This is a genomic window from Mesorhizobium sp. M1050, from assembly GCF_040318715.1.
Lineage (GTDB): Bacteria > Pseudomonadota > Alphaproteobacteria > Rhizobiales > Rhizobiaceae > Mesorhizobium.
In genome coordinates, this window is the sequence record NZ_JAMYMV010000024.1 from 17,123 (window position 1) to 40,751 (window position 23,629).

The 23,629-nt window shown below is 62.3% G+C and carries 23 protein-coding genes and 2 pseudogenes; 13 read left to right on the forward strand and 12 right to left on the reverse strand.

Annotated elements, in window-relative coordinates:
- Positions 1 to 31: 31 nt before the first annotated feature.
- The 5 genes from NKH57_RS15415 to NKH57_RS15435 form a co-directional block, all read right to left on the reverse strand.
- Positions 32 to 1,312: an O-acetylhomoserine aminocarboxypropyltransferase gene (locus NKH57_RS15415; RefSeq protein WP_127269928.1), complete on the reverse strand. Its 1,281-nt coding sequence runs from the start codon at positions 1,310 to 1,312 to the stop codon at positions 32 to 34.
- Positions 1,313 to 1,471: 159 nt separating this feature from the next.
- On the reverse strand, positions 1,472 to 1,993 hold the full coding sequence (locus NKH57_RS15420; protein WP_352827353.1) for a CoA-binding protein: 522 nt from the start codon (positions 1,991 to 1,993) through the stop codon (positions 1,472 to 1,474).
- Complete coding sequence (locus tag NKH57_RS15425) at positions 1,990 to 2,772, reverse strand: AAA family ATPase (RefSeq protein WP_352945215.1); 783 nt, start codon at positions 2,770 to 2,772, stop codon at positions 1,990 to 1,992. The genes NKH57_RS15420 and NKH57_RS15425 overlap by 4 nt, the downstream gene beginning before the upstream one ends.
- Complete coding sequence (locus tag NKH57_RS15430; protein ID WP_352730513.1) at positions 2,772 to 3,194, reverse strand: VOC family protein; 423 nt, start codon at positions 3,192 to 3,194, stop codon at positions 2,772 to 2,774. Before NKH57_RS15430 ends, NKH57_RS15425 begins: the two co-directional genes overlap by 1 nt.
- Before the next feature lie 10 nt (positions 3,195 to 3,204).
- Positions 3,205 to 4,026 carry an enoyl-CoA hydratase gene (locus NKH57_RS15435; protein ID WP_352945217.1) on the reverse strand — a complete coding sequence of 274 codons (822 nt, stop codon included), beginning with the start codon at positions 4,024 to 4,026 and terminating at the stop codon, positions 3,205 to 3,207.
- A gap of 151 nt (positions 4,027 to 4,177) precedes the next feature.
- Between NKH57_RS15435 and NKH57_RS15440 the strand changes: the two genes are divergently transcribed.
- The 4 genes from NKH57_RS15440 (at position 4,178) to rpsI (ending at position 6,910) form a co-directional block, all read left to right on the forward strand.
- Positions 4,178 to 4,630 (forward strand): PaaI family thioesterase, encoded by a 453-nt coding sequence (locus NKH57_RS15440; protein WP_352605290.1) that lies wholly within the window; start codon positions 4,178 to 4,180, stop codon positions 4,628 to 4,630.
- 153 nt (positions 4,631 to 4,783) lie between these two features.
- On the forward strand, positions 4,784 to 5,617 hold the full coding sequence (locus tag NKH57_RS15445; protein ID WP_352605288.1) for a class I SAM-dependent methyltransferase: 834 nt from the start codon (positions 4,784 to 4,786) through the stop codon (positions 5,615 to 5,617).
- 344 nt (positions 5,618 to 5,961) lie between these two features.
- Positions 5,962 to 6,426, forward strand: a complete 465-nt coding sequence (rplM, locus tag NKH57_RS15450; protein WP_023759853.1) for a 50S ribosomal protein L13 — start codon at positions 5,962 to 5,964, stop codon at positions 6,424 to 6,426.
- A gap of 1 nt (position 6,427) precedes the next feature.
- Positions 6,428 to 6,910 (forward strand): 30S ribosomal protein S9, encoded by a 483-nt coding sequence (gene rpsI / locus NKH57_RS15455; RefSeq protein WP_023759854.1) that lies wholly within the window; start codon positions 6,428 to 6,430, stop codon positions 6,908 to 6,910.
- Between the two features lie 99 nt (positions 6,911 to 7,009).
- Here rpsI and NKH57_RS15460 read toward each other — a convergent pair.
- A pseudogene (locus NKH57_RS15460) lies at positions 7,010 to 7,908 on the reverse strand (LysR family transcriptional regulator).
- A 91-nt stretch (positions 7,909 to 7,999) separates the two neighbouring features.
- Between NKH57_RS15460 and NKH57_RS15465 the strand changes: the two are divergent.
- Positions 8,000 to 8,872, forward strand: coding sequence for an aldo/keto reductase family oxidoreductase (locus NKH57_RS15465; protein ID WP_352945220.1), 873 nt, complete (start codon positions 8,000 to 8,002; stop codon positions 8,870 to 8,872).
- 224 nt (positions 8,873 to 9,096) lie between these two features.
- Here the strand turns inward: NKH57_RS15465 and NKH57_RS15470 are convergent, their stop codons facing one another.
- The 3 genes from NKH57_RS15470 to NKH57_RS15480 all read right to left on the reverse strand — a co-directional run bounded on the left by NKH57_RS15470 (position 9,097) and on the right by NKH57_RS15480 (position 11,842).
- Positions 9,097 to 10,155, reverse strand: coding sequence for a glycerophosphodiester phosphodiesterase family protein (locus NKH57_RS15470; RefSeq protein WP_352945222.1), 1,059 nt, complete (start codon positions 10,153 to 10,155; stop codon positions 9,097 to 9,099).
- A 355-nt stretch (positions 10,156 to 10,510) separates the two neighbouring features.
- The gene (locus tag NKH57_RS15475; protein WP_352945224.1) at positions 10,511 to 11,149 is read right to left on the reverse strand and encodes an FMN-binding negative transcriptional regulator; all 639 of its coding nucleotides are present in this window, start codon (positions 11,147 to 11,149) and stop codon (positions 10,511 to 10,513) included.
- A gap of 48 nt (positions 11,150 to 11,197) precedes the next feature.
- Entirely contained in the window at positions 11,198 to 11,842 is a 645-nt protein-coding gene (locus NKH57_RS15480; protein WP_352945226.1) for a helix-turn-helix domain-containing protein, read from the reverse strand.
- Positions 11,843 to 12,385: 543 nt separating this feature from the next.
- On the opposite strand from NKH57_RS15480, the gene speB reads away from it, so the two are divergent.
- Together speB and argC are read left to right on the forward strand one after the other, a co-directional pair.
- Complete coding sequence (gene speB, locus NKH57_RS15485) at positions 12,386 to 13,396, forward strand: agmatinase (protein WP_023759860.1); 1,011 nt, start codon at positions 12,386 to 12,388, stop codon at positions 13,394 to 13,396.
- Between the two features lie 30 nt (positions 13,397 to 13,426).
- A complete protein-coding gene (gene argC / locus NKH57_RS15490; protein WP_352605275.1) occupies positions 13,427 to 14,353 on the forward strand; it encodes an N-acetyl-gamma-glutamyl-phosphate reductase in 927 nt (308 codons plus the stop codon).
- A 154-nt stretch (positions 14,354 to 14,507) separates the two neighbouring features.
- Here argC and NKH57_RS15495 read toward each other — a convergent pair whose 3' ends face one another.
- The gene (locus NKH57_RS15495) at positions 14,508 to 15,599 is read right to left on the reverse strand and encodes a COX15/CtaA family protein (RefSeq protein WP_352945229.1); all 1,092 of its coding nucleotides are present in this window, start codon (positions 15,597 to 15,599) and stop codon (positions 14,508 to 14,510) included.
- A 196-nt stretch (positions 15,600 to 15,795) separates the two neighbouring features.
- Between NKH57_RS15495 and NKH57_RS15500 the strand changes: the two genes are divergently transcribed.
- Positions 15,796 to 16,011, forward strand: coding sequence for a DUF2842 domain-containing protein (locus NKH57_RS15500; protein ID WP_352605272.1), 216 nt, complete (start codon positions 15,796 to 15,798; stop codon positions 16,009 to 16,011).
- Between the two features lie 16 nt (positions 16,012 to 16,027).
- Here NKH57_RS15500 and NKH57_RS15505 read toward each other — a convergent pair whose 3' ends face one another.
- A complete protein-coding gene (locus tag NKH57_RS15505) occupies positions 16,028 to 17,086 on the reverse strand; it encodes a polysaccharide deacetylase family protein (protein ID WP_352945231.1) in 1,059 nt (352 codons plus the stop codon).
- Positions 17,087 to 17,177: 91 nt separating this feature from the next.
- Between NKH57_RS15505 and NKH57_RS15510 the strand changes: the two genes are divergently transcribed.
- Positions 17,178 to 18,407 (forward strand): GNAT family N-acetyltransferase, encoded by a 1,230-nt coding sequence (locus NKH57_RS15510; protein ID WP_352945233.1) that lies wholly within the window; start codon positions 17,178 to 17,180, stop codon positions 18,405 to 18,407.
- A gap of 3 nt (positions 18,408 to 18,410) precedes the next feature.
- Here the strand turns inward: NKH57_RS15510 and NKH57_RS15515 are convergent, their stop codons facing one another.
- A complete protein-coding gene (locus NKH57_RS15515) occupies positions 18,411 to 19,124 on the reverse strand; it encodes a GntR family transcriptional regulator (RefSeq protein WP_352730531.1) in 714 nt (237 codons plus the stop codon).
- A gap of 263 nt (positions 19,125 to 19,387) precedes the next feature.
- Here NKH57_RS15515 and NKH57_RS15520 point away from each other — a divergent pair, with 263 nt between their 5' ends.
- The 4 genes and pseudogenes from NKH57_RS15520 to NKH57_RS15535 all read left to right on the forward strand — a co-directional run bounded on the left by NKH57_RS15520 (position 19,388) and on the right by NKH57_RS15535 (position 23,627).
- On the forward strand, positions 19,388 to 20,476 hold the full coding sequence (locus tag NKH57_RS15520) for an ABC transporter ATP-binding protein (protein WP_352945235.1): 1,089 nt from the start codon (positions 19,388 to 19,390) through the stop codon (positions 20,474 to 20,476).
- A gap of 33 nt (positions 20,477 to 20,509) precedes the next feature.
- A complete protein-coding gene (locus NKH57_RS15525; protein ID WP_352945237.1) occupies positions 20,510 to 21,799 on the forward strand; it encodes an ABC transporter substrate-binding protein in 1,290 nt (429 codons plus the stop codon).
- 180 nt (positions 21,800 to 21,979) lie between these two features.
- Positions 21,980 to 22,807, forward strand: a pseudogene (locus NKH57_RS15530) (ABC transporter permease); the annotation flags it as partial.
- A gap of 1 nt (position 22,808) precedes the next feature.
- A complete protein-coding gene (locus tag NKH57_RS15535; RefSeq protein ID WP_352945239.1) occupies positions 22,809 to 23,627 on the forward strand; it encodes an ABC transporter permease in 819 nt (272 codons plus the stop codon).
- Positions 23,628 to 23,629 lie beyond the last annotated feature (2 nt).

Below are 23,629 nucleotides of genomic sequence, written 5' to 3' on the forward strand. Positions count from 1 at the left end.
GACCCTCCCCACAAGGGGGAGGGTAAAAAGATCAGACCTTGGCGAGCGCCTGTTCGAGGTCGGCGACGATGTCGTTGACGTCCTCGATGCCGATCGACAGCCGCACCGTGTCCGGTCCTGCGCCGGCCTTGACCTTCTGCTCATCGGAAAGCTGGCGGTGCGTGGTCGAAGCCGGGTGGATGACCAGCGACTTGGTGTCGCCGACATTGGCCAGGTGCGAGAACAGTTCGAGCGCCTCGACGAATTTGACGCCGGCGTCATAGCCACCCTTCAGCGCGAAGGTGAACACGGCGCCGGCGCCCTGCGGCGAGTATTTCTTCTGCAGCGCATTGTTCTTGTCGGTCGGCAGGCCTGGATAGTTCACCGAAGCGACCTTGGGGTGGTTGGACAGCCAGGCGGCGACTGTCACGGCGTTGTCGCAGTGGCGCTGCATGCGCAGCGGCAACGTTTCCAGGCCGGTCAGGATGAGGAAGGCGTTGAACGGCGAGATGGCCGGGCCGAGATCGCGCAGGCCGAGCACGCGCGCGGCAATGGCGAAAGCGAAATTGCCGAACGTTTCGTGCAGGACGAGACCGCCATATTCGGGGCGCGGTTCCGATAGCATCGGGTACTTGCCCGACTTCGACCAGTCGAAGGTGCCACCGTCGACGATGGCGCCGCCGATCGAATTGCCGTGGCCGCCGATGAATTTGGTCAGCGAATGCACGACGATGTCGGCGCCATGCTCGATCGGTCGGATCAGGTAGGGCGAGGCCAGCGTGTTGTCAACGATGAGCGGCAGGCCATGCTTGCGCGCGATGTCGCCGATCTTCTCAATGTCGACGAAGGTGCCGCCCGGATTGGCGAGGCTCTCGATGAAGATCGCCTTGGTCCTGTCATCGATCTGGCTTTCGAAGGTCGAGATGTCGTTGGTGTCGGCCCAGCGCACCTCCCAGCCATAATTCTTGAAGGCATGGCCGAACTGATTAATCGAACCGCCATAGAGCTTGTTGGCGGCAACGAAATTGTCGCCAGGCTGCATCAGATTGTGGAACACGATCACCTGCGCGGCGTGACCGGAGGCGACCGCAAGAGCCGCCGTGCCGCCTTCGAGCGCCGCCATGCGCTCTTCCAGCACCGCCTGCGTCGGATTCATGATGCGGGTGTAGATGTTGCCGAAAGCCTTCAGTCCGAACAGTGAGGCGGCATGGTCGGCGTCGTCGAAGACGAAGGAGGTCGTCTGGTAGATCGGCGTGGCACGAGCGCCGGTCGCCGGGTCGGGCTTGGCCCCGGCGTGGACGGCGAGCGTATTGAAACCTGGCGTGCGGGTCACTGAAAACCTCCCTGAAAAACCTTCTGAAATTCGCCGGGCATTCTTGGCGAAGCCCGGCCGCGAATGCAAAGAAGAAAATACCCTTCCGTGCAGGACCTTCTATCAAGCGGCAGGAAAATACGGCGTTTGCCGGAATAATTTTGCGCTGTTGCCCCTTGCCTATTTCTGGCGGACGCCGAAACTCTGAAATCCGGAGCGCATCAGCGGCTTCTTCGACGACAGCACGCCGGAGTTGACGCCGGTCCAGCCGATCTCGCCGGACAGTTTACCGTATTCGATCTTGGGGCAGCGGTTCATCACCACCTTGATGCCGGCAGCCTCGGCGCGCGCGGCGGCCTCGTCATGACGGATGCCAAGCTGCATCCAGATCACTTTCGGCAAGGGGTCGAGCCGCAACACCTCGTCGATGATGCCGGGCACCGCTGCTGGCGCGCGAAAGATGTCGACCATGTCGATCGGCTCCGGAATGTCGGCCAGCCTGGCATAGGTCATCCGGCCGAGGATCTCCTTGCCGGCCTGGCCGGGATTGATCGGAAACACCGAAAACCCCTTGGCCAGCAGATATTTCAGCACGAAATAGCTCGGCCGCACATCATTGGCGGATGCGCCGACCATGGCGACGGTCTTCACCGAATTGAGGATGCCGGCGATGTAGGTGTTGTCGTAGCTATCGTGGTTCATGGCTCGTCCTCATACAATGCCTCGTCGAGAAAGCCATCCGGGTCATTGCTGAAATCGCGCATCATGCGGAAATGGTCCGTATCGCGAAAATCGGCGGGTTCCAGCCCGAAGCGGCTGATGCGGAACAGCTGCGCGCCGGGACAAGCCATCAGCAATGGCGAATGCGTCGCCATGATCACCTGCGCGGTGCCCGACTGGTCCATGCGCCGCAGCATCTTGAGCAGTTCGATCTGGCGCGATGGCGAAAGCGCGCTCTCGGGCTCGTCGAGAATATAGATACCTTGCCTGCGGCAGCGCTCCTCGAAGAAGCGGATGAACCCCTCGCCATGCGACCAGGACAGGAAGTCCGGCGGCGGTGGCTTGAACGGATCGTCCAGCGCCGCCTGGTCGAGATAACGAGCCACGGAGTAGAAGGATTCGGCACGAAAGAACCAGCCGGCGGTGACCTTCGGCAGCCAGTGGCCGCGGAATGTGTTTGCCAATGCTGAGCCACTCTTGTCGATGGCGCTGGAATGGTCGACTGGCCGGTAGCCCTTGCCGCCGCCGGCTTCGTCATAGCCGGCCAATGCGCCGATCGCCTCGAGCAGCGTCGATTTGCCGGTGCCGTTCTCGCCGACGATAATGGTGATCGGCGTGGTGAATTCGAGTTCGAAGTCCTGGCCGCGAAACAGCGGCAGGTTCCAGGGATATTTTTCCCAATCCTCGACCCGCGCGGGGTCGAGCAGGATGCGCTTGAGATAGGGTGCTTTGAGCTGCGTCAGCTGCTTGCGGTGGGCCATCAATCGGGCAGCGAGATCGTGCCGTCTTTCGCGATCGGAAAGGCCGGATTGTGCGCCACTTCCCAGACATGCCCGTCGGCGTCGGCGAAATAGCCGTACCAGCCGCCCCAGAAGGCGCGTCCGGCCGGCTTGACGATGCGGCCGCCGGCTTTCTCGGCCCTGGCGAGGACTTCGTCGACCTCCGCGTCGGAACGGGTGTTGTAGGCGAGATAGACAGCGGACGGTGCGTCGGAAAAGGCAATACCCGAATCCTCCTCGGCGCTGGCGCGCGGGAACAGGCCGAGAATAACGCCGCCCATCTGGAAAAAGGCGACACCCTCGGTGATCCCGGTATGACGGGTCAGGCCCATCGCTTCGTAGAAGCGAACGGCGCGGTCGAGATCGTCTGTGGCGATGGTGACAATGGAGATGCGCGGTTCCATGGTGCTGCCCCTATTCGTCCGTCCATTCCGGTTTGCGCTTGCCGATGAAGGCGCCGATGCCTTCCTCGGCGTCACGCGCCAGCATGTTCTCGACCATGACGCGGCCGGTAAGGGCATAGGCATCCGCCAGTCCCATTTCGGCCTGCGCGTAAAAGGCTTCCTTGCCGGTCTTGACCACCAAAGATGATTTGGCAGCAATGGTTTGCGCGTATTTGGTGACAATCTGATTCAGATACTCACGCGGCACGACGCGGTTGACCAGGCCGAATTCCTTGGCGGTTGCGGCATCGATCGTTTCGCCAGTCAGCAGCATCTCCATCGCATGCTTGCGCGAGACGTTGCGCGACAGCGCCACCATCGGCGTCGAGCAGAACAGGCCGATGTTGACGCCTGGCGTGCAGAAGGTCGCCTCATGCGAGGCAATCGCCAGATCGCAACTGGCGACCAGTTGCAGCCCGGCGGCGGTGGCGAGGCCGTCAACTTCGGCAATCACGGGCAGCGGATGACGCACGATCGCCTGCATCAGCGCGGCACAAGCCGCAAACGTCTCTTCGAAGAAGGCCTTGCCATGATCGGCATCGGCGCGCCGCGCGGTCATTTCCTTGAGATCATGGCCGGCGCAGAACACCTTGCCGGACGCCGACAAAACGATGACGCGAACGGCCTTGTCGGCCCTGGCGCGCTCGAGTTCCGCCGTCAGCGCCGCCATCACCGCCAGTGACAGGGCGTTGGCTGGTGGATTGGCGAGCGTCAGACGCAGCACGCCCTTGTCCAGCCTTGCGGCAACCGGACCGTCAACGGCAGCAGGCTTGATGGCAAGGATTTCGGCCATGGATAGGGTCTCCGCGATTCCGCTCGGGGTTGGCAGAGTATCTAATACCGGATCGGGTTTCGTCCAACACCGATCGCTTGCACCAAGGGACGAAGGTTGCCAGAAATGCCGCGCTGCGCTCATACAGGCATGCGCGAAACGAGAGGCCGACATGCCCGCCCATTCCAATCTCAAGCCGGTACTGACCGCACAACAAATCAACGCGCTGATGGAGACCGTCTATCCGCAACTCAACGAGCAGTTTAGATATTACGAGGCGATCGACGTGTTCCCAGGCGGCTGTATTGTGCGGCTCAATGCCGGCGAGCGGCATCTGCGTCCCGGCGGCACGGTATCCGGCCCCTCCCTGTTCACGCTGGCCGACATTGGTGGGTATGTCTGCGTGCTGTCGCATGCCGGACCGGATGCGCTCTCGGTGACCACCAATCTCAACATCAATTTCGTCCGCAAGGCCGAGGCCGGACCGATCGATGGTCACTGCCGCATCCTGAAGCTCGGAAAGAGCCTGATGGTGTTCGACATCGACATGGTTGCCGGCCCGGAAGGCCACACGGTGGCTCACGCCACCGGTACCTATTCGATCCCGCCGAAGCGTAACACATAGTGCCGGTGCGAGGACACGGCGCAGCAGGATGACATTATGGTCCTTGGTTTGGGCAAGAGCAGTCGGACCGGGGTAACAAGAAAGCTTTCCGCCGGGCAAGCAACCGACTAATCTTGGCCAGCATCCACGGTCGGAACCAGAGAGACTGAGCCCTTGGCAACGAACTCCACCTCTACGGGACACGAAGCCAGCGATGCGGGGTGGCTTGACTTGCACTTCGAGTCGTCGCGTCCTGAATATGAACAGGCGCTGCGTGCGATAGGCATTCAGCCGGGTTGGGCGGTTCTGGACGCTGGCTGCGGCAGCGGCAGCTTCTTGCCTGTCCTGCGTGACTTGGTAGGGCCGAGCGGAACGATCGATGTGATCGACATGGCACCCGAGAACATCGCGCGGGTGAAGGGCTGGATACCGGACCTTGGCCAGGAGCCGACAATCCACGCCCAAACTGGCAACGTTCTGGAATTGCCCTTTATCGACGCTTCCTTCGACTGCGTCTGGTCGGCCAACGTCATGCAATACCTGACCCCCGCCGAGTTCGTCCAAGCGGTCCGGGAAGCTTGCCGTGTCCTGAAGCCCGGCGGGACGCTTGCCATCAAGGACTTCGACTCGACCCTGTTGCATATCCTGCCGATCGACCGGGGCGTTCTCTCGCGTTTCATGGCGATCCGCCTGCAGGCATTCCGCGACAAGGGGGTATTGGGAACGGATTGCGGATCGACGCTGCCCGCTCGCCTTCGAGCCGTCGGCATCACACCTTTGTGGCGTAAGGGTTGGCTCGTGGAGCGCTGGGCGCCCGTTTCGTCTTGCACGCGCGCTTATGTCGCCGATCTCCTGGCTTACTTCGCATCCGTTTCAACCACTTACGACCTCAGCCAGGCCGACCGGAGCTATTGGCAGCGCCTGGGCCAAAATCCGGGCGAGCTGCTCGACCAGCCCGACTTCTGTTACCGAGAACTTTTTGTCCTTACGGTCTGTCGTACGACGTAGAGGCGTCACATTGGACCGGGATAGGCGACGCGCTACCGAGTCGATCCCAATTCACCGCCGCCTTGGCAGAAGGCAGCCACCTTGTCTCGGTCCCGTTCCTGTCGAACCATTTCGATGTGGTAAAATAATACCTTTTTGCTAAGCGATTGTTTTTGCTGCTTTTTGCGTACAAACCTGCTTTTCCTATGCCTTGACGCCACAACCACCCTCGCCTATAAGCCCCTCACGAAGCAGCGGCCCGCAAAGGCCGCCGTTTTGTTGTTGGCGGCGGGCAAGCGCTTTTCGCCAATCCAAGCAACAAGAAACGCCTTCCCTCGTGAAGGTCCGAACCGAAAGCAGAAAACATGACAACCTTTTCGCAGAAGCCTGCGGATGTGGTGAAGAAGTGGATCCTGATCGACGCCGAAGGTCTCGTCGTCGGTCGTCTGGCCACTGTCATCGCCAATCATCTTCGCGGCAAGCACAAGCCGACCTTCACCCCGCATGTCGATGACGGCGACAACGTCATCGTCATCAATGCCGACAAGGTGGTGTTCACCGGCAAGAAGTTCACCGACAAGGTCTATTACTGGCACACCGGCCACCCCGGCGGCATCAAGGAGCGCACCGCGCGCCAGCTGCTCGAGGGCCGTTTCCCCGAGCGTGTCGTTGAGAAGGCCGTTGAGCGCATGGTGCCGCGTGGCCCACTCGGCCGTCGCCAGATGAAGAACCTGCGCGTCTATGCAGGTGCCGAGCATCCGCATGTCGCCCAGCAGCCCCAGGTTCTCGACGTGGCCAAGCTGAATTCCAAGAACAAGAAGGTCGCATAAGATGGCTGAGCTTTCCTCGCTCGCAGAACTGGGCGCCGCCACCGGCAACACCAATACGCAAGCCGCGGCCCCCGTCCACGTCCAGAAGCTCGACAAGTCGGGCCGCGCCTATGCCACCGGCAAGCGCAAGAACGCCATTGCGCGTGTCTGGGTGAAGCCCGGCTCGGGCAAGATCATCGTCAACGACAAGGAATTCGCGACCTATTTCGCGCGCCCGGTCCTGCAGATGATCCTCAACCAGCCGATCATCGCCTCGAACCGTTCGGGCCAGTACGACATCGTCGCCACCGTCGTCGGCGGCGGCCTCTCCGGCCAGGCCGGCGCCGTGCGCCACGGCATCTCCAAGGCGCTGACCTACTACGAGCCGACGCTGCGCGCCGTGCTCAAGAAGGGCGGCTTCCTGACCCGCGACAGCCGCGTCGTCGAGCGCAAGAAGTACGGCAAGGCGAAGGCCCGCCGCAGCTTCCAGTTCTCGAAGCGCTAATCGCACCGCCGCTTCAGACAATCGAAAGGCCGCCTCCGGGCGGCCTTTTTGTTTGCGGCTCACCAATCACCCCATCCATGCCTTTGGCGTCACGACAGCTCAGGACTTGCCGGCCCTGATGAAATCGATGAACGCCCGCAACGGAGCCGGCACCAGGCGCCGGCCGGGATAATACAGAAACGGTCCGGAAAAACTCGGCCACCACGGTTCGAGAATGGGCTCAAGCGCACCGCTACCGAAGTAAGGGCGAAGCCAGCCCTCGAAGAGGCCGATGATGCCGGTGCCGGCGATGGCCGCATCGACGGCAAGGTCAGTCGCCCGCCGATCCGCACGATCAAAGGCCCCGTCGGATCGACCCGGACCACCTCGCCGTCGCGCTCGAATTCCCATGGCAGCATCGCACCGCTGGCAAAGCGGCCGCGCACGCAGGAATGTCCAAGCAGGTCGCTCGGGTGTTCCGGCCGTCCATGGCGATCGAGATAGGCAGGGCTGGCGGCGGTGGCGAAACGCTGCACGCGCGGCCCGATAGGCACCGCGATCATGTCCTGCTCCAGCCGCTCGTCATAGCGGATACCGGCGTCGCACCCTGCCGCCAGCACGTCGACAAAGTTCTCGTCGGCGATCACCTCCAGCCGGATACCGGGATAGGCGGCAAGGAAACCCGGGACGATGTCGGGCAATATCAGCCGCGCCGCACTCACCGGAACGTTGAGCCGCAACGAGCCCGCCGGCCTGTCGCGAAACCCGTTCACCACGTCCAGCGCCGCCTCCACCTCCGACAGCGCCGGGCCAAGCCGTTCCAGCAAGCTGAGGCCGGCCTCGGTCGGGACAACGCTGCGCGTGGTTCGGTTGAACAGCCTGACACCCAGCTGCGTCTCGAGGCGACGCACCGCCTCGCTCAAGCCGGAGGCACTGCCGCCGCTGGCACCCGCGCCGTCGCGGAAGCCGCCGGCGCGCGCCACCGCCACGAAAGCGTTCAGATCACTGAGGTCCATCATTGTTCGCAATTCCGCACAGCCTGTGTGAATTGTACCCGATTATCACCGGATCGAGCAGTGACTATCTCTGCCTCCTCAAAGGAGATCAATCATGTCCAATATTCAACAGGCCGGCACCTTCACCCTTGGCAGCCATACCGTGAAGCGGCTCGGCTACGGCGCCATGCAGCTCGCCGGGCCCGGCGTGTTCGGGCCGCCCAAGGATCATGACGCGGCGTTGGCCGTGCTGCGCGAAGCGGTTGCACAAGGCGTCGACCACATCGACACCAGCGACTTCTATGGTCCGCACGTCACCAACCGGCTCATCCGTGAGGCGCTGGCACCCTACCCCAGTGATCTCGTCATCGTCACCAAGATCGGCGCCCGCCGCGGTGCGGATGGTTCATGGCTGCCGGCCTTTTCTCCCGAAGCCCTGACCCAGGCGGTACACGACAATCTAGGCAATCTCGGGCTCGAAGTGCTCGATGTGGTCAATTTGCGCATCATGTTCGACACCCATGGCCCCGCCGAAGGGTCGATCGAAGCGCCGCTCACCGTGCTGGCTGAGCTTCAACGAAAGGGCCTGGTCAGGCATATCGGACTGAGCAACGTGACGGCTGCGCAGATCGCGCAAGGACGCCGGATCGCCGAGATCGTCTGTGTGCAGAACCAGTACAATCTGGCGCATCGCGGCGACGACGCCCTGATCGACGACCTCGCCCGCGACGGCATCGCCTATGTGCCGTTTTTTCCGCTCGGCGGCTTCAACCCGCTGCAGTCTTCGACGCTGTCCGATGTGGCGAAGCGCGTCGGCGCCACGCCCATGCAGGTCGCGCTCGCATGGCTGCTGCGTCGCGCCCCCAATATCCTGCTGATCCCCGGCACATCTTCAGTCGGGCATCTCAGGGAGAACCTAGCGGCTGGCGAACTGGTGCTTTCGGACAACGTGCTGAGCGAATTGGATGGCATAGCGATGGCTGCTTGAGGGTGGGACCCACTGGGGAGCAAGGCCTTCCAGTTAGGGCTCGGCAGTCACCCACCCGGCGCTTCGCGCCTACCTGCCCATCAAGGGGAGGTAGGGTGGCGCGCTCCAGCACTTGCCAGGCCTTGCGAGACACTCGATGGGTGGGAATCTGCCGTGACCTTCTACCTCCCTCGATGGGGAGGTCGGCGCGGAGCGCCGGGTGGGGTGCGGCGCCAGCGTTCTAACTAATTGATACTCGCCGTGTTCGCCGGCTCAACCGGCCGCGCCTCGATGGCATAAGGCACGCGAAAACCGTTCGCCGCCAGCCAGCCGATGGCTGCCTTCGGCTCATCGGTCTGGATGATAGTGGCGCCGTGATCGGCCCAGAAGCCCCAGGCTTCGCGCGGCAGGCTAGCCTGGACTGCCAGTTCATCGCCGCGGCCGCCGGCAAGGAAGCCGCCCGGCTTGTTGACGATGGCGTAGGTGTCGGCCCAGATGTGCCAGTTGCCACGTACGGCAGCCGCGCGCATTCGCGTGCTGAACAGCGGTCCGCCGGTCTCGGTCAGCGTCTCAGCGCCCGCCCGCCAGTTGATCAACTCGATCGCGCGCGGCGACAAGGCGCGGTCGACCGTTTCGGCGAAACCGGCATTATGCACCGCGTCGTCGGCGATGATCGGCATGAACTGAAAGCCGCCGTCGATGGCGCTCATGGCGGCCTTGACCGTGGAAATCCTGTTCTGGTTCCACAGGTTCTCCTTGACGATGACCTGCTCGGCCATGCCGAGATCGCGAGCGACCGCAATCATGCCCGAGAGGTCTCCGACGTCGAGCTTGTTGTCGAGGTTGATGAGAATCCTGTCTCGCGTTGCCGTCAGCATCTCACGCAGCGTCGAGACCGTTTCACCGGTAACGATGCGGGTGCCTTCGATCACCAGCCTACAGGTCCTGAGTTCGGCCAGCGTGTATTTGACCACCTCGCCCTTGCAGGTCGTGGTGCGATCGAGCCAGCTGTCATGCATGACGACGAACTCACCGCCCTTCGAACGCCGGATGTCGACCTCGACGATCTCAGCGCCCATGGCGATCGAGCCCTCGACGGCGGCAATCGAGTTTTCCGCATAAAGCGTCTTGCCGGCCTGCATGCTGCCGGCGCGATGCGCGGCCACCATCACGTGGTCGCGCCACTGGTTGGCATGGTCGAAGCGGTCGAGAATCTGGCTGGCGCGGGTCTCACCGGCCAATGCCTGGCCAGAGAAGACCGCAAGTGCCGAGAAAAAGAACGGGCTGAGCCAGATGGTCCGCATCGAGAATCGCTCCTTGCCGGGACGAAATCGAGATAAGCGATGCCCGTGACAGGGAGGTGAACGCAGCCGCTAGGATGCGTGGACACTTGTCTGAATCCAGAGGACGGTTGCCGCGATGTGACGATGGCAAGATAGTTTCTCGAATTGTGTGGCGAGGGCGTCGAAACTGCTTGAGCCTGGGAAAAGCGACATTCGATCAGGTGACGTTGGGCATAGCGGCGCTTGTCGATCGGGTATTTGCGGCGCAACAGATCGGCATCTTAGCCCGCGTCGGCCATGACGACGAATGCAGGTCGCGTTCCCCGCGAGCCGAAGCATTTGTCTCTCAGGGCCACCTGTCGGGACAAGACTGATGCTATTGGGATTTGGCCGCCGCAGCCGCGAGCATCGCTTCTCCCATCCCATTGACGCCTTGGGCATTCAGCATTTCACCAGCGTTCTGAATATCGCGCACCTCTTTGTTCTGGCTGAGTTTTGATTTCCCAACCAGGCCGGTGATCTCGATCTCCAGAGCGACGATCGCCTCAACCATCGTGTCAATGAAGTCCCTCGGCGCGTCGCCCATCTTCCACGGGGCAGGCTGCGAGGCTTCCTGCATATGAGTGAGCTTCGCCACGTTACGGCGCACATATCGCTCATCATCCCGGACAGTGATGCGTCCGTGGGCGTGGACGACGAGATAGTTCCACGTCGGCACCTGCTTGTGGAGTTCGTGCTTGCTTGGATACCAGTTCGGCGAGATGTAAGCGTCGGCCGCACGGAAGATAACGAGGACTTCATCGCCATTGGCGACTTCCTGCCAGACTGGATTCTTGCGGGCAACATGACAATTGAGGACGCCCTTGTCTCCCTTCGAGCGGTCGAGCTCGAAGGGGACGTGGTTCGCGTCGAGGATGCCTTTGCTTTGGGTGACCAGGATACCGAGCGGGTGTCTCTCGATAAGGTCGAACTGGGCGTTCTGATCGGGAACGGCAAAATGGGGCGGAACGTACAACGGTATTTCTCCTGTCGTGAGTGGCGGCTGTTAGTGATCGGCGAAATCTTACGGAACGGGCCCGGGCATCTTCGTTGCGGTCGACGAGCGCCCCGCATCTCGCTGTCCACCACGCTCAAGGACGGCCATCGAGAAGTGGGCGGGCACATCAGATGCCGCCGCGTATGTGTGCGGTTGATCAGTGACAAGCCGCGCACTCTCGCCCTGGCTCAAAATTACTGCGTGGCTACCCACCACGACACTCAGGGACCCCTGAGTCACCGAGATCAGCTCGCGCGTATCTGGACTATGAGCATCTGCGGAAAACACGTCGCCCGGCATAATGACCCAGCTCCACAATTCGAACATCGTGCGTCCCGAGGTCGATGAATGAAGTTGTGCAAAGCTTCCTTTGGCGCTTGTCCAAAGCGTCCTCGTCTCTGTCCGCTCAATAGGGAGGCGAACTGTGGAAGCATCGTCATTCAGCAAATCGGCCACGGAGAGCGAAAACGCCGCCGCCAGTCGGCAAAGTATGCCGATACTGGGGTTCGCCTTGCCTTGCTCCAGCGAGACGACGGTTCCCTTGGACAACCCGCTCAGTTTTGCCAGTCGATCCAGGGTCAGATTTTGGTCGCGCCTCAAGTCTCGGATTCGAACCGCTATCGCTTTGCCAAGCACCTGCTCGGAATCCATCGCTGTCGTAACATCGGTCATTATATTGACTTAGCGCCTCGGCTCACCTATTGCGGTCAATATAATGACCGACGTGAATTTGCAACTGCGCCGTAGCGAGGAAATTATCGATGCGCCAAGGCGCCAGCCGGATTGCTACGAATGTCCGTGGGACTTGAGCATCCTCAGGACATTATCAACGACCTGATGCAGGCCCTAGGATGAGTGGACACTTGTCGATCGGGTATTTGGCATCGTAGGCCGCGTCGGCCATGACGACCTTTGCGGGCAACCCCTCGATCGAGGTGACCCAGCGGTGCCGCGATACCGAAATCATTGTCGCCCGCCAGGGAGACGAAAAGCACGATAACCGCCCTCATCACGATCTCGGCGAGGGCCCAGTCGGTCCTGGCGAGGACCTGTCGCGCCCCTGCAATGGAATCATGCTGAAATCAGGCCCGCAAGGCGACAAATCCTGTCTTGGAGTGGCACTCGCGCAGCACCATTCCGTCTCGCCAAGCTGTGACTGGTATCTTCCCTGCCGCTTCTGTAGTTGTTGCACCCCGATGAAAACGAGGATCCGCAATGGCGAACAACAACATCGACAACGCCTTCACCGCCCGTTCCAAAATGGGCGCCGCGTTCGAGCCGACCTATTCCGGCGCGCTGTCGTTCATGCGGCGTAAATACACCAAGGACGTGAAGGGCGCTGACGCGGTGGTGTGGGGCATTCCGTTCGACGCCGCGGTGACCAACCGGCCTGGCGCTCGTTTCGGGCCGCAGGCTATACGCCGCGCCTCGGCGATCCTCGACAACGACCCGCAATACCCGTTTTCACGTGATCTGTTCGAGCATCTGGCGGTCGTCGACTATGGCGATTGCCTGCTCGACTCAGGCAACCACCAGAAGACGCCCGGCACGATCGAGCGCGAGGCGGCGAAGATCCTCAAATCAGGCGCCTTCCTGCTGACGCTCGGCGGCGACCATTTCGTCACCTGGCCATTGCTCAAGGCGCATGCCGCCATCCACGGTCCGCTCGCCCTGGTGCAGTTCGACGCGCATCAGGACACCTGGCCGGATGATGGCAAGCGCATCGATCACGGATCCTTCGTCGGCCGCGCCGTGAAGGAAGGAATCATCGATCCAGACCGCTCGATCCAGATCGGGATCCGCACCCACGCGCCCGACACGTTCGGCATCAAGATCCTCCATGGCCATGAAATCGAGGAAATGCGGGCGTCCGATATCGCCTACGCCATCGTCGACCGCACCGGCGGCAAGAAGACCTATCTCACCTTCGATATCGACTGTCTCGATCCGGCCTATGCGCCGGGAACAGGCACGCCGGTAGCCGGCGGACCGTCCTCGGCGAAGATCCTTTCGACGCTGCGTCAGCTCAACCAGATCGATATTGTAGGCGCCGATGTCGTAGAGGTTGCGCCGGCCTATGATCACGCCGATATAACGGCGATCGCCGGCTCGATGGTGGCCATGCAATATCTCGGCCTGCTGGCGGAGCGAAAGGCAAGGCTTGAAGAGCTGAGCAACAACGGCAGCCACCAGGGTGCCGCAGTGAATCAAGGACAGGACATATAGTCTTGAATTAACAGGGAATTTGATCAGTCCATGAAACCGAAAATCTTCATCGACGGCGAACACGGCACTACCGGTCTGCAGATCCGGGCGCTGCTTGCCGAGCGCGGCGACCTGGAAATCATCTCGGTTCCCGCCGAGCGTCGCAAGGAAACGGCTGCGCGCGCCGAGTTCCTCAATGCCGCCGATGTCGCGATCCTGTGCCTGCCCGACGATGCGGCGAAGGAGAGCGTGTCGCTTATCGCCAACGACACTACCAAGGTCATCGATGCGTCGACCGCGCATCGCGTGGCGGAAGGCTGGGCGTATGGTTTCGCCGAGATGGACAAGACGCAGGCGAAGACAATTGCCTCGGCAAAGCGCGTCGCCAACCCCGGCTGCTGGCCGCAAGGGCCGATCGCCACGCTGCGGCCGCTGGTCACCGCTGGTCTGCTGCCCGCCGATTTCCCGATCACCGTCAATGGCATTTCGGGCTACTCGGGCGGCGGACGGCCGATGATCGAGGACTATGTCGCCAAGGGCGAGGACGCCTCGGAATTCCTGCCTTATGGCCTCACCTTGCAGCATAAGCACGTGCCGGAACTCAGGGCCTACGCCAAGCTGTCTCATGATCCGATCATGCAGCCGGCGGTCGGCAATTTCGCGCAGGGTATGATCACCGTGGTGCCATTGCAGCTTGGCGGTCTCGATCATGTGCCGACGGGTGCGGAGCTGCATGCGGCGATTGCCGACCATTTCGCCGCGATCGAAGGCGGCGTTGTCGAGGTGGCGCCCTACGCGCATTCGGAGCGCATGCCGGAGATCGATCCGGAGATCTACAACGGCACCAACCGGATGAAGGTCTACGTCTTCGCCAACGACAAACGGGCGCAGGCGCTGCTGCTGGCGGTCTATGACAATCTCGGCAAGGGTGCCTCGGGTGCCGCCGTCCAGAACATGGACCTGATGCTCGGCCTTTGATGGACGCGCCAGTCCGGTCGGTGCGGGCAAGCTTCTGATCGCCACGGCCAAATCAATCCGCCCTGCGCCGGGGCGTTGCGTCAGGCGGAATTTGACGGCGAGAAGACGATCCGTTCAAACGAATTCTGGATGTGAGTGGCCGACCGGCTCGGAATCAGTTCCTGAGCGCGATTTCGTGCGGCAACGGATAGGCGCCCTTGGTGCCACGCCAATGCGCTGATGCAAACCCCAGCACGATGAGCGCAAATCCCTGATGCGCCAGCGCCATATGCAGCGGCACATGCATCAGCAGCGTGCCGATGCCAATCGAAGCCTGGACCAGCACGGCCAAAAACAGCAGCGTCGCACGGCGAGCGTGTGTTGAGCCTGGCAGCCGCCGGCGCGTGGCGATCATGTGCCACAAGGCCACGACGAACACCGTGTAGGCGCCGAGCCGATGGACGAACTGCACCGTCTTCGGATTCTCGAAGAAGTTGCGCCATGCCGGTTCGAGCAGCAAGAGATCGCCCGGGATGATCTTGCCGTCCATCAGCGGCCAGGTGTTGTAGCTCAAGCCGGCGTCGAGCCCGGCGACCAGCCCGCCGAGATAGATCTGAACCAGCGCCAGAAGCACGATGAAACCGGCCAGCCTCTGCGTCGACCGGTCGGCGGCAGGCTCGGAATGCGGCGCAAGGCCCCGCGCCACAACCATGGTCGCTGTGAAGATCAGCGCCGCGAGCGTCAAGTGGGTGGCCAGACGGTATTGGCTGACGGAGACCCGTTCGACCAGGCCGGAGGCCACCATCCACCAGCCGATGGCGCCCTGCAGGCCGCCGAGGAAGAGAATGCCCAAAAGTTTCGTCCCCAGGCCGCGCTCGATGCGGCGCGTCGCCCAAAAAAACAGCAGCGGCAAGGCAAAGACCAGGCCGACGCTGCGCGCCAGGATGCGGTGCGCCCATTCCCACCAGAAGATCGACTTGAACGCCTCGATGCTCATGCCCTTGTTGAGCTCGGCATATTGCGGGATCTGCCGATAGAGCTGGAATTCCTCTTGCCACTCGGCGTCGTTGAGAGGCGGGATGATGCCATGGATCGGCTTCCATTGCGTGATCGACAGGCCGGAATCGGTCAGCCTGGTGGCGCCGCCGACCAGCACCAGCGCAAACAGCACCAGCACCACCACATAGAGCCAGCCGCGCAGCAGGGCCCGATTGTGGAGGTCGCGGTCGCGGGCCACAAATGGCTCGGCAGCTGGTATGGCAGCCATGGTCTTGTCCCGGCAGGTTGGTTTGGCGGATTGGTGGACCATCGCACTCGTGCTGGCAAGGCCATGCAGCGCGGCACGCCGTCGCGCCGCGTCTCACCGGTTGCACAGCTTCGCGCCAGGGCCTATGCGAGGCCAACACTCTGAGTTTGCCCGGTCCCTTGTCCGAGTTGCCGGCATCCTCGACAGGAGACTAACCATGCCCCTGCGGCTGAAAAAGCTGATTGGAATGTTTCTGCTGATCGCGCTCGTCATCATTTATGCGCTGGTCGCATCGATCTTCGCGGTCGCCCGGCTGTCGGAGTCGGGCCCATGGGTGCACTTCCTGTTCTTCCTGCTCAGCGGCTTGCTCTGGGTGCTGCCGGCGATGGGCATCATCAAATGGCTAATGCTGGAGCCGCGGATCAAGCGCTAAGCGGAACCCGCCACCGTCAGATGGTAACGAGCATCTTCCCTGCATTGGCCAGCGGCGTCGTCACGCCCGACAGCATGGTGCGGATATGTGCGAGGCTCTGGTAGCGGCCGTTGACTGAAATGCGCGGCAAGGCATGCAGGAACCCGGCATGTTCGGCGCGCAGCACACCGTGGCGTGTCGTCACGGCGGATGCATAACCCGAGTCGCGGGCAAAGCGGACTTCGCGACAGCCAACAGCACTTGCATAGCCATAGGGGTAGGCGAAATGGCCGGGCTTTTCGCCCAGTTCTGCCTGCAACATCGCGCGCACGGCGCCGGTCTCCTGACGGGCGTCGGCTTCTGAAAGCCGCTTCAGATTGCTGTGGTTGATCGTATGAGCGCCGATCGTCACCAGCGGATGCGCGGCGATGCTGCGGATTTCGTCCCAGTTCATCAATGTCCGCAAGCGCGGGCCGTCGGCATCAACGCCATTTGAGCGAGCCAGGTCGCGCAGCACCGCTTGCAGATCCTCCTCACGGACTTCGGAGGTGAGATAGGCATGCAGGCGTGCATTGGCCTGCAGTTTCTTCGCAGGTGTCGAGCAATCGATCGTCATCGGACCGTTCGGTCGCATCAAAGTGAGACTATTGCGCGCGTTGACGATGTCCTCGACCACATCCCACCACAGGTCGGCGGTGCCGTTGATCAGCCCGGGCGCGACATAGATGGTGATCGGTGCACCGTGCTTCTCCAGTAACGGCAGCGCCTCGGTCATGTTGTCGCGATAGGCGTCGTCGGCGGTGATGGTGGCGAACTGGCCACCTTTGCCGCCCACCTTGATGCGCTCGACGGCTTCGTCCATGGAGACGAAGGCATAGCCGCTCGCCTTCATGTCGGCGATCACGGCATCGAGGAAGCCGGGCGCGATGTTCAAATGGCGGTTGACGCTGTGCGGCTTTTCCGGCGTCGCGGTGACGCGGTGCAGCATCAGGATGGCGCCAATGCCGCCGACGAACGGCTTGGCCAGCGGTGCAAGGCCGGTATAGCGGGCGACGTTCAGCGCCAGTTTCCGGATTGCCTCCCCGCCGTCGATCATTCATTCACCTTTTGCGCCTAGGCTGATCCAAGCACGGAACGCGCCTGCGCGAAGCCCCAAATCGCGATCAATATGCCCTAAGGATTGAGGTATGGTTGACGCAACCGCGTCATTTGACGGCAATCGGCTTGCGGCGACCGAGGCGTCGCCGCGCGCCTTGCCGCAGGACCATGCTGGCTTCTCCATTTCGGTGGTGTCGGCGGACGGGCTCGCGGCCTATGCCGGGTTCTGCCGCTCGGCCCTGTTTGGGCCGGCGCAAAGTGCTGCCTGGGTCCTGAACTGGGCTGCGCAGGTCGGGTCGGATTTGCTCGTCGCGACATTGAGCGCCGACGGCAAGCCGGTTTTTTCGCTGGCGCTGGAGGTCACCGCCAGCGGTCCGTTCCGTGTCGCCCGCTTCATGGGAGGTCGCCACGCCAATGGCAACTTCGTCGCCGCGGACCCGGGCTGGCTGACCAAAGCGGATATCCGGGCCGTCCGATCGATGCTGGCGGCCATTACCAAGGAACGTCCGGACATCGATCTCGTCGCGCTGGAACGATTGCTGCCCAATCTTGACGGCGTCGCCAATCCCCTCGCCTCGCTTGACCATTTTGCCAGCCCCAATCTGTCGCTGGCCGTCGACCTTGTCGGAGGCTTCGATGCGCTGCTTTCTCGCGCCAGCGGCAAACGCAAACGCAAGAAGCACCGTTCGCAGATCCGGAAATTCGAAGCCGTCGGCAGCCATCGCCGGATCGAGGCGCGCACGGCCGACGAGGTCGCAAGGCTGCTCGATGCCTTTTTCGAGATGAAGGAATTCCGCTTCCGCAAGATGGGCATCACCAACGTCTTCGGTGACGAGTTGGTGCGCAGCTTCTTTCGCGCGCTTTTCACGCAAGCGCTCGCGGAAGACCTACCTTCTTTCGTGTTGCACGGGCTAGAGGTTGCCGGCAAGTTGCGCGCTGTCACCGGATCGAGCCGCTCGGGCAAGCGCCTGATCTGCGAGTTCGGCGCGATCGCCGACGACGACCTCGGCCATACCAGCCCCGGCGACTTCCTGTTCTTCGACAACATCCAGGAAGCCTGCGCGACCGGCTTCGAGGTCTATGATTTCTCCGTCGGCGACGAAGCCTACAAGCGGCTGTGGTGCGATATCGAGACCCAACATTTCGAAGTGCTGATACCACTGACCCTGAAGGGCCGCGTGCTGGCGCTGACGCTCAGGCAAGGCGCGCGGCTGAAAGCCTTCATCAAGAACAGCCCGACGATCTGGAAACTGACCAAGATGCTGCGCCGCAAGGCGGCGGGACAGGCGGCATCCACTGCCGGCGAAGACGACAGCTAGCTCTCAGAAATCGAGGGCCTCCCTCAGCGCCGGGCCGGCCCTGACGCGCAAATCCAGATCGGCCTCGATATGATCGAGGTGGTGCAGCATCAGCAGGCTCGCCCGCCCGCAATCTCCGCTCCCCAGCGCGCCGACAATTTCCGTGTGTTCGCTGTGCCCACAGGCGGATATGCCAGACCGCCCGTAAAGCGCGATGACCAGTGACGAGCGCGCCACCAGCTCCTCCATGAAGCGCTGCAGGATGGCATTGCCGGCGACGGCGGCGAGCAGCAAGTGGAAATCGCCCGACGCCCTGATTTCGGAACGCCGCGCATTCGGCCCACGCTCGGCAATGAAGCGGCCCTCCTCGTCGAGCTGCGCCTTGAATGCAGCGATGTCGGCAGCGGTGACGCGGCCGCAGGCGGCGATGGCGATGCCCGGTTCGATCAGCCGGCGCGAGGCGAACACCTGGCGCGCCTCCTCTGGCGATGGGTTGGCGACGAAGGCGCCACGGTTTCGCTCGGTGCGCACCAGCCCTTCGAAGGACAGCATCTGCAGCGCCGCGCGTGCCACCGTACGGGAGACGTCGAACAGCGTGCCGACCTCGCCTTCCGACAGTTTGGTGCCCGGCGCCAGCCGGCGGTCGACGATGGCGTCGCGTAGCTGGTCGCGGATCGCCTGGGCACGATCCTGCGTGGCACTGTCGGTGGCGGAATAGATCTGGTCGGCAAAGTTCATGGCGGCAATTCTTTCCGTCCCCTTCTAACGCGACTCTCGACGTCAGCACGAGAGGCAAAGTGGACACGAAGACAAAAAAGATTGCATACGATTTGTGTATAGATCGCAGACAATCGCCCATAATTTATGCAACGCACAAAACGCCCGTTTGATAGGCGACACCCGAAAATCCTGATTTCCCCGACAATTCAAATGCTTGGTCGGCAGCATGGCGATTGGCATGCATGATGCTTTGATTAACACGACCAAACGGGGAATGCTTGATGTCCAAAGCCGCCGAAATCGACATTGTGTCCGTTTCGAAAGTCTATGGAACGACGACCGCCGTCGAGGGTATCAGCCTCAAGATCCCGGCCGGCACCTATTGCTGCTTGCTCGGCCCTTCCGGCTGCGGCAAGACCTCGACGCTGCGCATGATCGCCGGCCATGAGAGCATTTCCAGCGGCGACGTCCGCCTCGGCAATGTGGTGGTGACGGACTTGCCGCCGGCCAAGCGCGGCACGGCGATGATGTTCCAGTCGTACGCGCTCTTCCCGCATCTCGACCTCATCGACAATGTCGCCTTCAGCCTCAAGATGAAGGGCGTCGACAAGGAAAAGCGTCGTGCCAGGGCGCTCGACATGCTGAAGCTGATGCAGATGGAGGCCTATGCGACGCGCCGGCCCGCACAGCTTTCCGGCGGCCAGCAGCAGCGCGTTGCGCTGGCGCGCGCGCTGATCACCGATCCCGAGGCGCTGTTGCTCGACGAGCCGCTTTCCGCGCTCGATCCGTTCCTGAAGATCCGCATGCGGGCCGAGCTGAAAAAGCTGCAGACGTCACTCGGCATCACCTTCGTCCACGTCACCCACAGCCAGGAGGAGGCGATGGCACTCGCCGACCTGATCGTGGTGATGAATGACGGCCGCATCGAACAGGCGGCGCCGCCGCGCGACGTATTCGAGCGCCCGGCCACCGCCTTCGTTGCCCGCTTCATGGGCGACCACAATGTCATCTCCGGCCGGGTCACCGGCGAACGCGGCGCCATGGTCACCTTCGACGTGAATGGCGGCGGCTCGCTTGCCGCCAGCGGCCAACCACGGGACGTGGGAGCGCCGATCGACATCGCCATCCGCACCGACCATGTGCGCATCGGCGAGGCGCCCTCGCCCGGTCTCGGCTTCACCGGCATCGTCTCCAACATCGAATATCGCGGCGCCACGGTGAAGCTGTCGGTCACCGGCGCCGGCATCGACGATTTCACCGTCATCGTCGACGATTCCGACTTCTTCGCCAAGCCAGTCGCCATTGGCAACGCCGTTCCGCTGGCCTGGGATTCCGAGGATGCCATCATCCTCGGCCGCCTGCATTCATGACGTCAACCAAGCAAAACAAGATAGGGGAATAGGATGACAAACACTACGCAAACCAAGGCGGGCATCTCGCGCCGCTCGCTGCTCAAGACGGGTGCCGCTGCCGTCGGCCTTGCCGCCGGCTCCGGTGCCATATCAGGCTTTCCGACAATTTGGGCGCAATCCAACATCACGTTGCGCCAGTTCGGCACCGGCGTGTCGAACCTCAACGCCATCGCCGACAAATGCAAGGCCGATCTCGGTATCACGCTGGAGATGACGGCAACAGATTCCGACGCGGCCGCCCAACGCGCAGTGACCCAGCCCGACAGTTACGACATCGCCGACATCGAATACTGGATCTGCAAGAAGGTGTTCCCGAGCGGCGTCCTGCAGCCGATGGACGTCAGCAAACTGAAGTACTACGACGAACTGGTGCCGCTGTTCAAAACCGGCAAGCTGACGCCCGACAGCGTCATCGCGCAGGGCACGGCGCCGCACACGGTCGGGTATGTCGACGCGCAGGACTCAAAGACCTTCGCCAAGGCACCGACCAACTGGTTCACCATGGTGCCGACGATCTACAACGCCGACACGCTGGGCATCCGCCCCGACCTCGTCGGCCGCGAGATCACCACATGGGCCGATATCATGGACCCGGCCTTCAAGGGCAAGACCGCAATCCTCAACATCCCCTCCATCGGCATCATGGATGCGGCGATGATCATGGAAGCCACGGGCAACATCAAATATGCCGACAAGGGCAACATGACAAAGGACGAGATCGACAAAACGATCGACTTCCTGATCAAGGCCAAGCAGGCCGGCCAGTTCCGCGCCTTCTGGAAGTCCTTCGACGAGAGCGTCAATCTGATGGCGTCGGGCGAAGTCGTCATCCAGTCGATGTGGTCACCCGCCGTCGCCGCCGTGCGCTCCAAGGGCATCGCCTGCCGCTTCCAGCCGCTCAAGGAGGGCTACCGCTCATGGGGCGGCGGCCTCGGTCTTGCCGCCCACCTCAAGGGCGCCGAGCTCGACGCTGCTTACGAGTACATCAACTGGTACACGTCGGGCTGGGTCGGCGGCTATCTCAACCGCCAGGGCTATTACTCCGCCAACATGGTTTCGGCCAAGAAGTTCATGACCGAGGACGAGTGGGGCTACTGGATCGAAGGCAAGCCAGCCAAGGGCGAGATCAAAGCACCGGACGGCACAGTCATGGAGAAGGCCGGCGCGGTGCGTGACGGCGGCTCGTTCGAGGAGCGCATGGGCAAGGTCGCCTGCTGGAACTCGGTCATGGACGAGGACCGCTACATGGTGAAGCGCTGGAACGAGTTCATCGCGGCTTGATCTAGTCAGCGCCCCTTCTCTTCCCCTTCTCCCCTTGTGGGAGAAGGGATTGGCGCGCAGCGCCCGCACCACAAACCTGCACCGAGAGCATTAATGACAGTCGCGCTCGACCGCCCCGCAATCGCCGCCGCCGCGAAACCAGCCCGACGACGACGCTTCGCGTTCGGCGGGGTCACGCCCTATCTCCAATCGGCGCCACTGGCGCTGATCCTCGGCGCATTCCTGCTCCTGCCCATAATCATGATCGTCGTCGTGTCCTTCTGGGATTACGACTTCGCCGCCATGTATCCGGATTTCCTGAGCACCAATTATTCCGACGTTCTGGGCTCGTGGGTTACCTGGAAGACCTATCTCAACACCATCAAATTCGCCGCCATCGTCTGGGCGCTGACCTTGTTCATCGGCTTCTGGGTCGCCTATTTCCTGGCCTTCCACATCCGCACCACGGCCATGCAGATGGTGCTGTTCCTGGTCTGCACCGTGCCTTTCCTGACCTCCAACATCATCCGCATGATCTCATGGATTCCGGTGCTCGGCCGCAACGGGCTGATCAACTCGACGTTGGTGCATCTGGGGCTGGTGCCGAAACCGATCGAATGGTTGCTCTATTCCGAATTCGCGGTCGTGCTCGCCATGGTTCATCTTTACACGCTGTTCATGGTGACGCCGATCTTCAACACGCTGATGCGCATCGACCGCTCGCTGGTCGAGGCCGCGCGCGACGCGGGCGCGTCCGGCTGGCAGGTGCTGTGGAACGTCATCATTCCGCTGGCCAAGCCGGGCATGGCGATAGGCACTATCTTCGTCGTCACGCTTGTCATGGCCGACTTCTCAACCGTGCAGGTGATGTCGGGCGGCCAGAGCGCCTCCGTTGCGCTGATGATGAAGAACCAGATGTCACTGCTGCAGTATCCGGCCGCCGCCGCCAATGCGGTGGTGCTGCTGGTGCTGGTGCTGCTGATGGTCGCCGGCATCCTGCGCATTGTCGACATTCGCAAGGAGCTCTGACGTGAGCCCCGAAAAACGCACTGTCGGTTTCTACGTGCTGGCGGTCTTCTTCACGCTGTTCGTATTGTTCCTCTACGGCCCGCTGTCAGCGATCCTGATTCTCTCCTTTCAGGGCGAGACCGGCGGCCTCACCTTCCCGCTCAACGGTGTGTCGCTGCACTGGTTCGCCAATCTGTTCGAGCGCCAGGCGGTCGGCGATTTCGGCGGCAGCTTCAAGCGCTCGCTGGTGCTGGGCGTCATGGTGATGATCGTCACCGTCGTTGTGTCACTGCTGGCGGGCCTTGCCTTCCGCCAGAAATTTCGGGGCGCTACCGCGCTGTTCTACCTGGCTGTCGCCAGCCTCGTCGTGCCCTCGATCATCATTTCACTGGGCATCGGCGTGGTCTTCCAGCAGATCGGCTTTCGTCCGGCCTGGTACACGTCCGCCTTCGGCGCGCATCTGACCTGGACCTTGCCGTTCGGCGTACTGATCATGTTTGCAGTCTTCAACCGCTTCTCGCCGGCCTACGAGGAAGCCGCACGCGACCTCGGCGCCACCTCCTGGCAGACCTTCGCCCATGTCGTGCTGCCGATGATCGCGCCGAGCCTGATCGGCGTTGGCCTGTTCGGCTTCACGCTGTCCTACGACGAGTTCGCGCGTACGCTGATGACCTCAGGCACCTTCAACACGCTGCCGCTCGAAATCTATGGCATGACCACCAATGTCACGACGCCCGTGCTCTACGCGCTTGGCACGCTGACCACGGTGTTTTCGTTCCTGGTGATCCTGGCGACGTTGGGCGCCATCCTCTATGTCGGCCGCCGCCGGGCGAGAGCGTGACC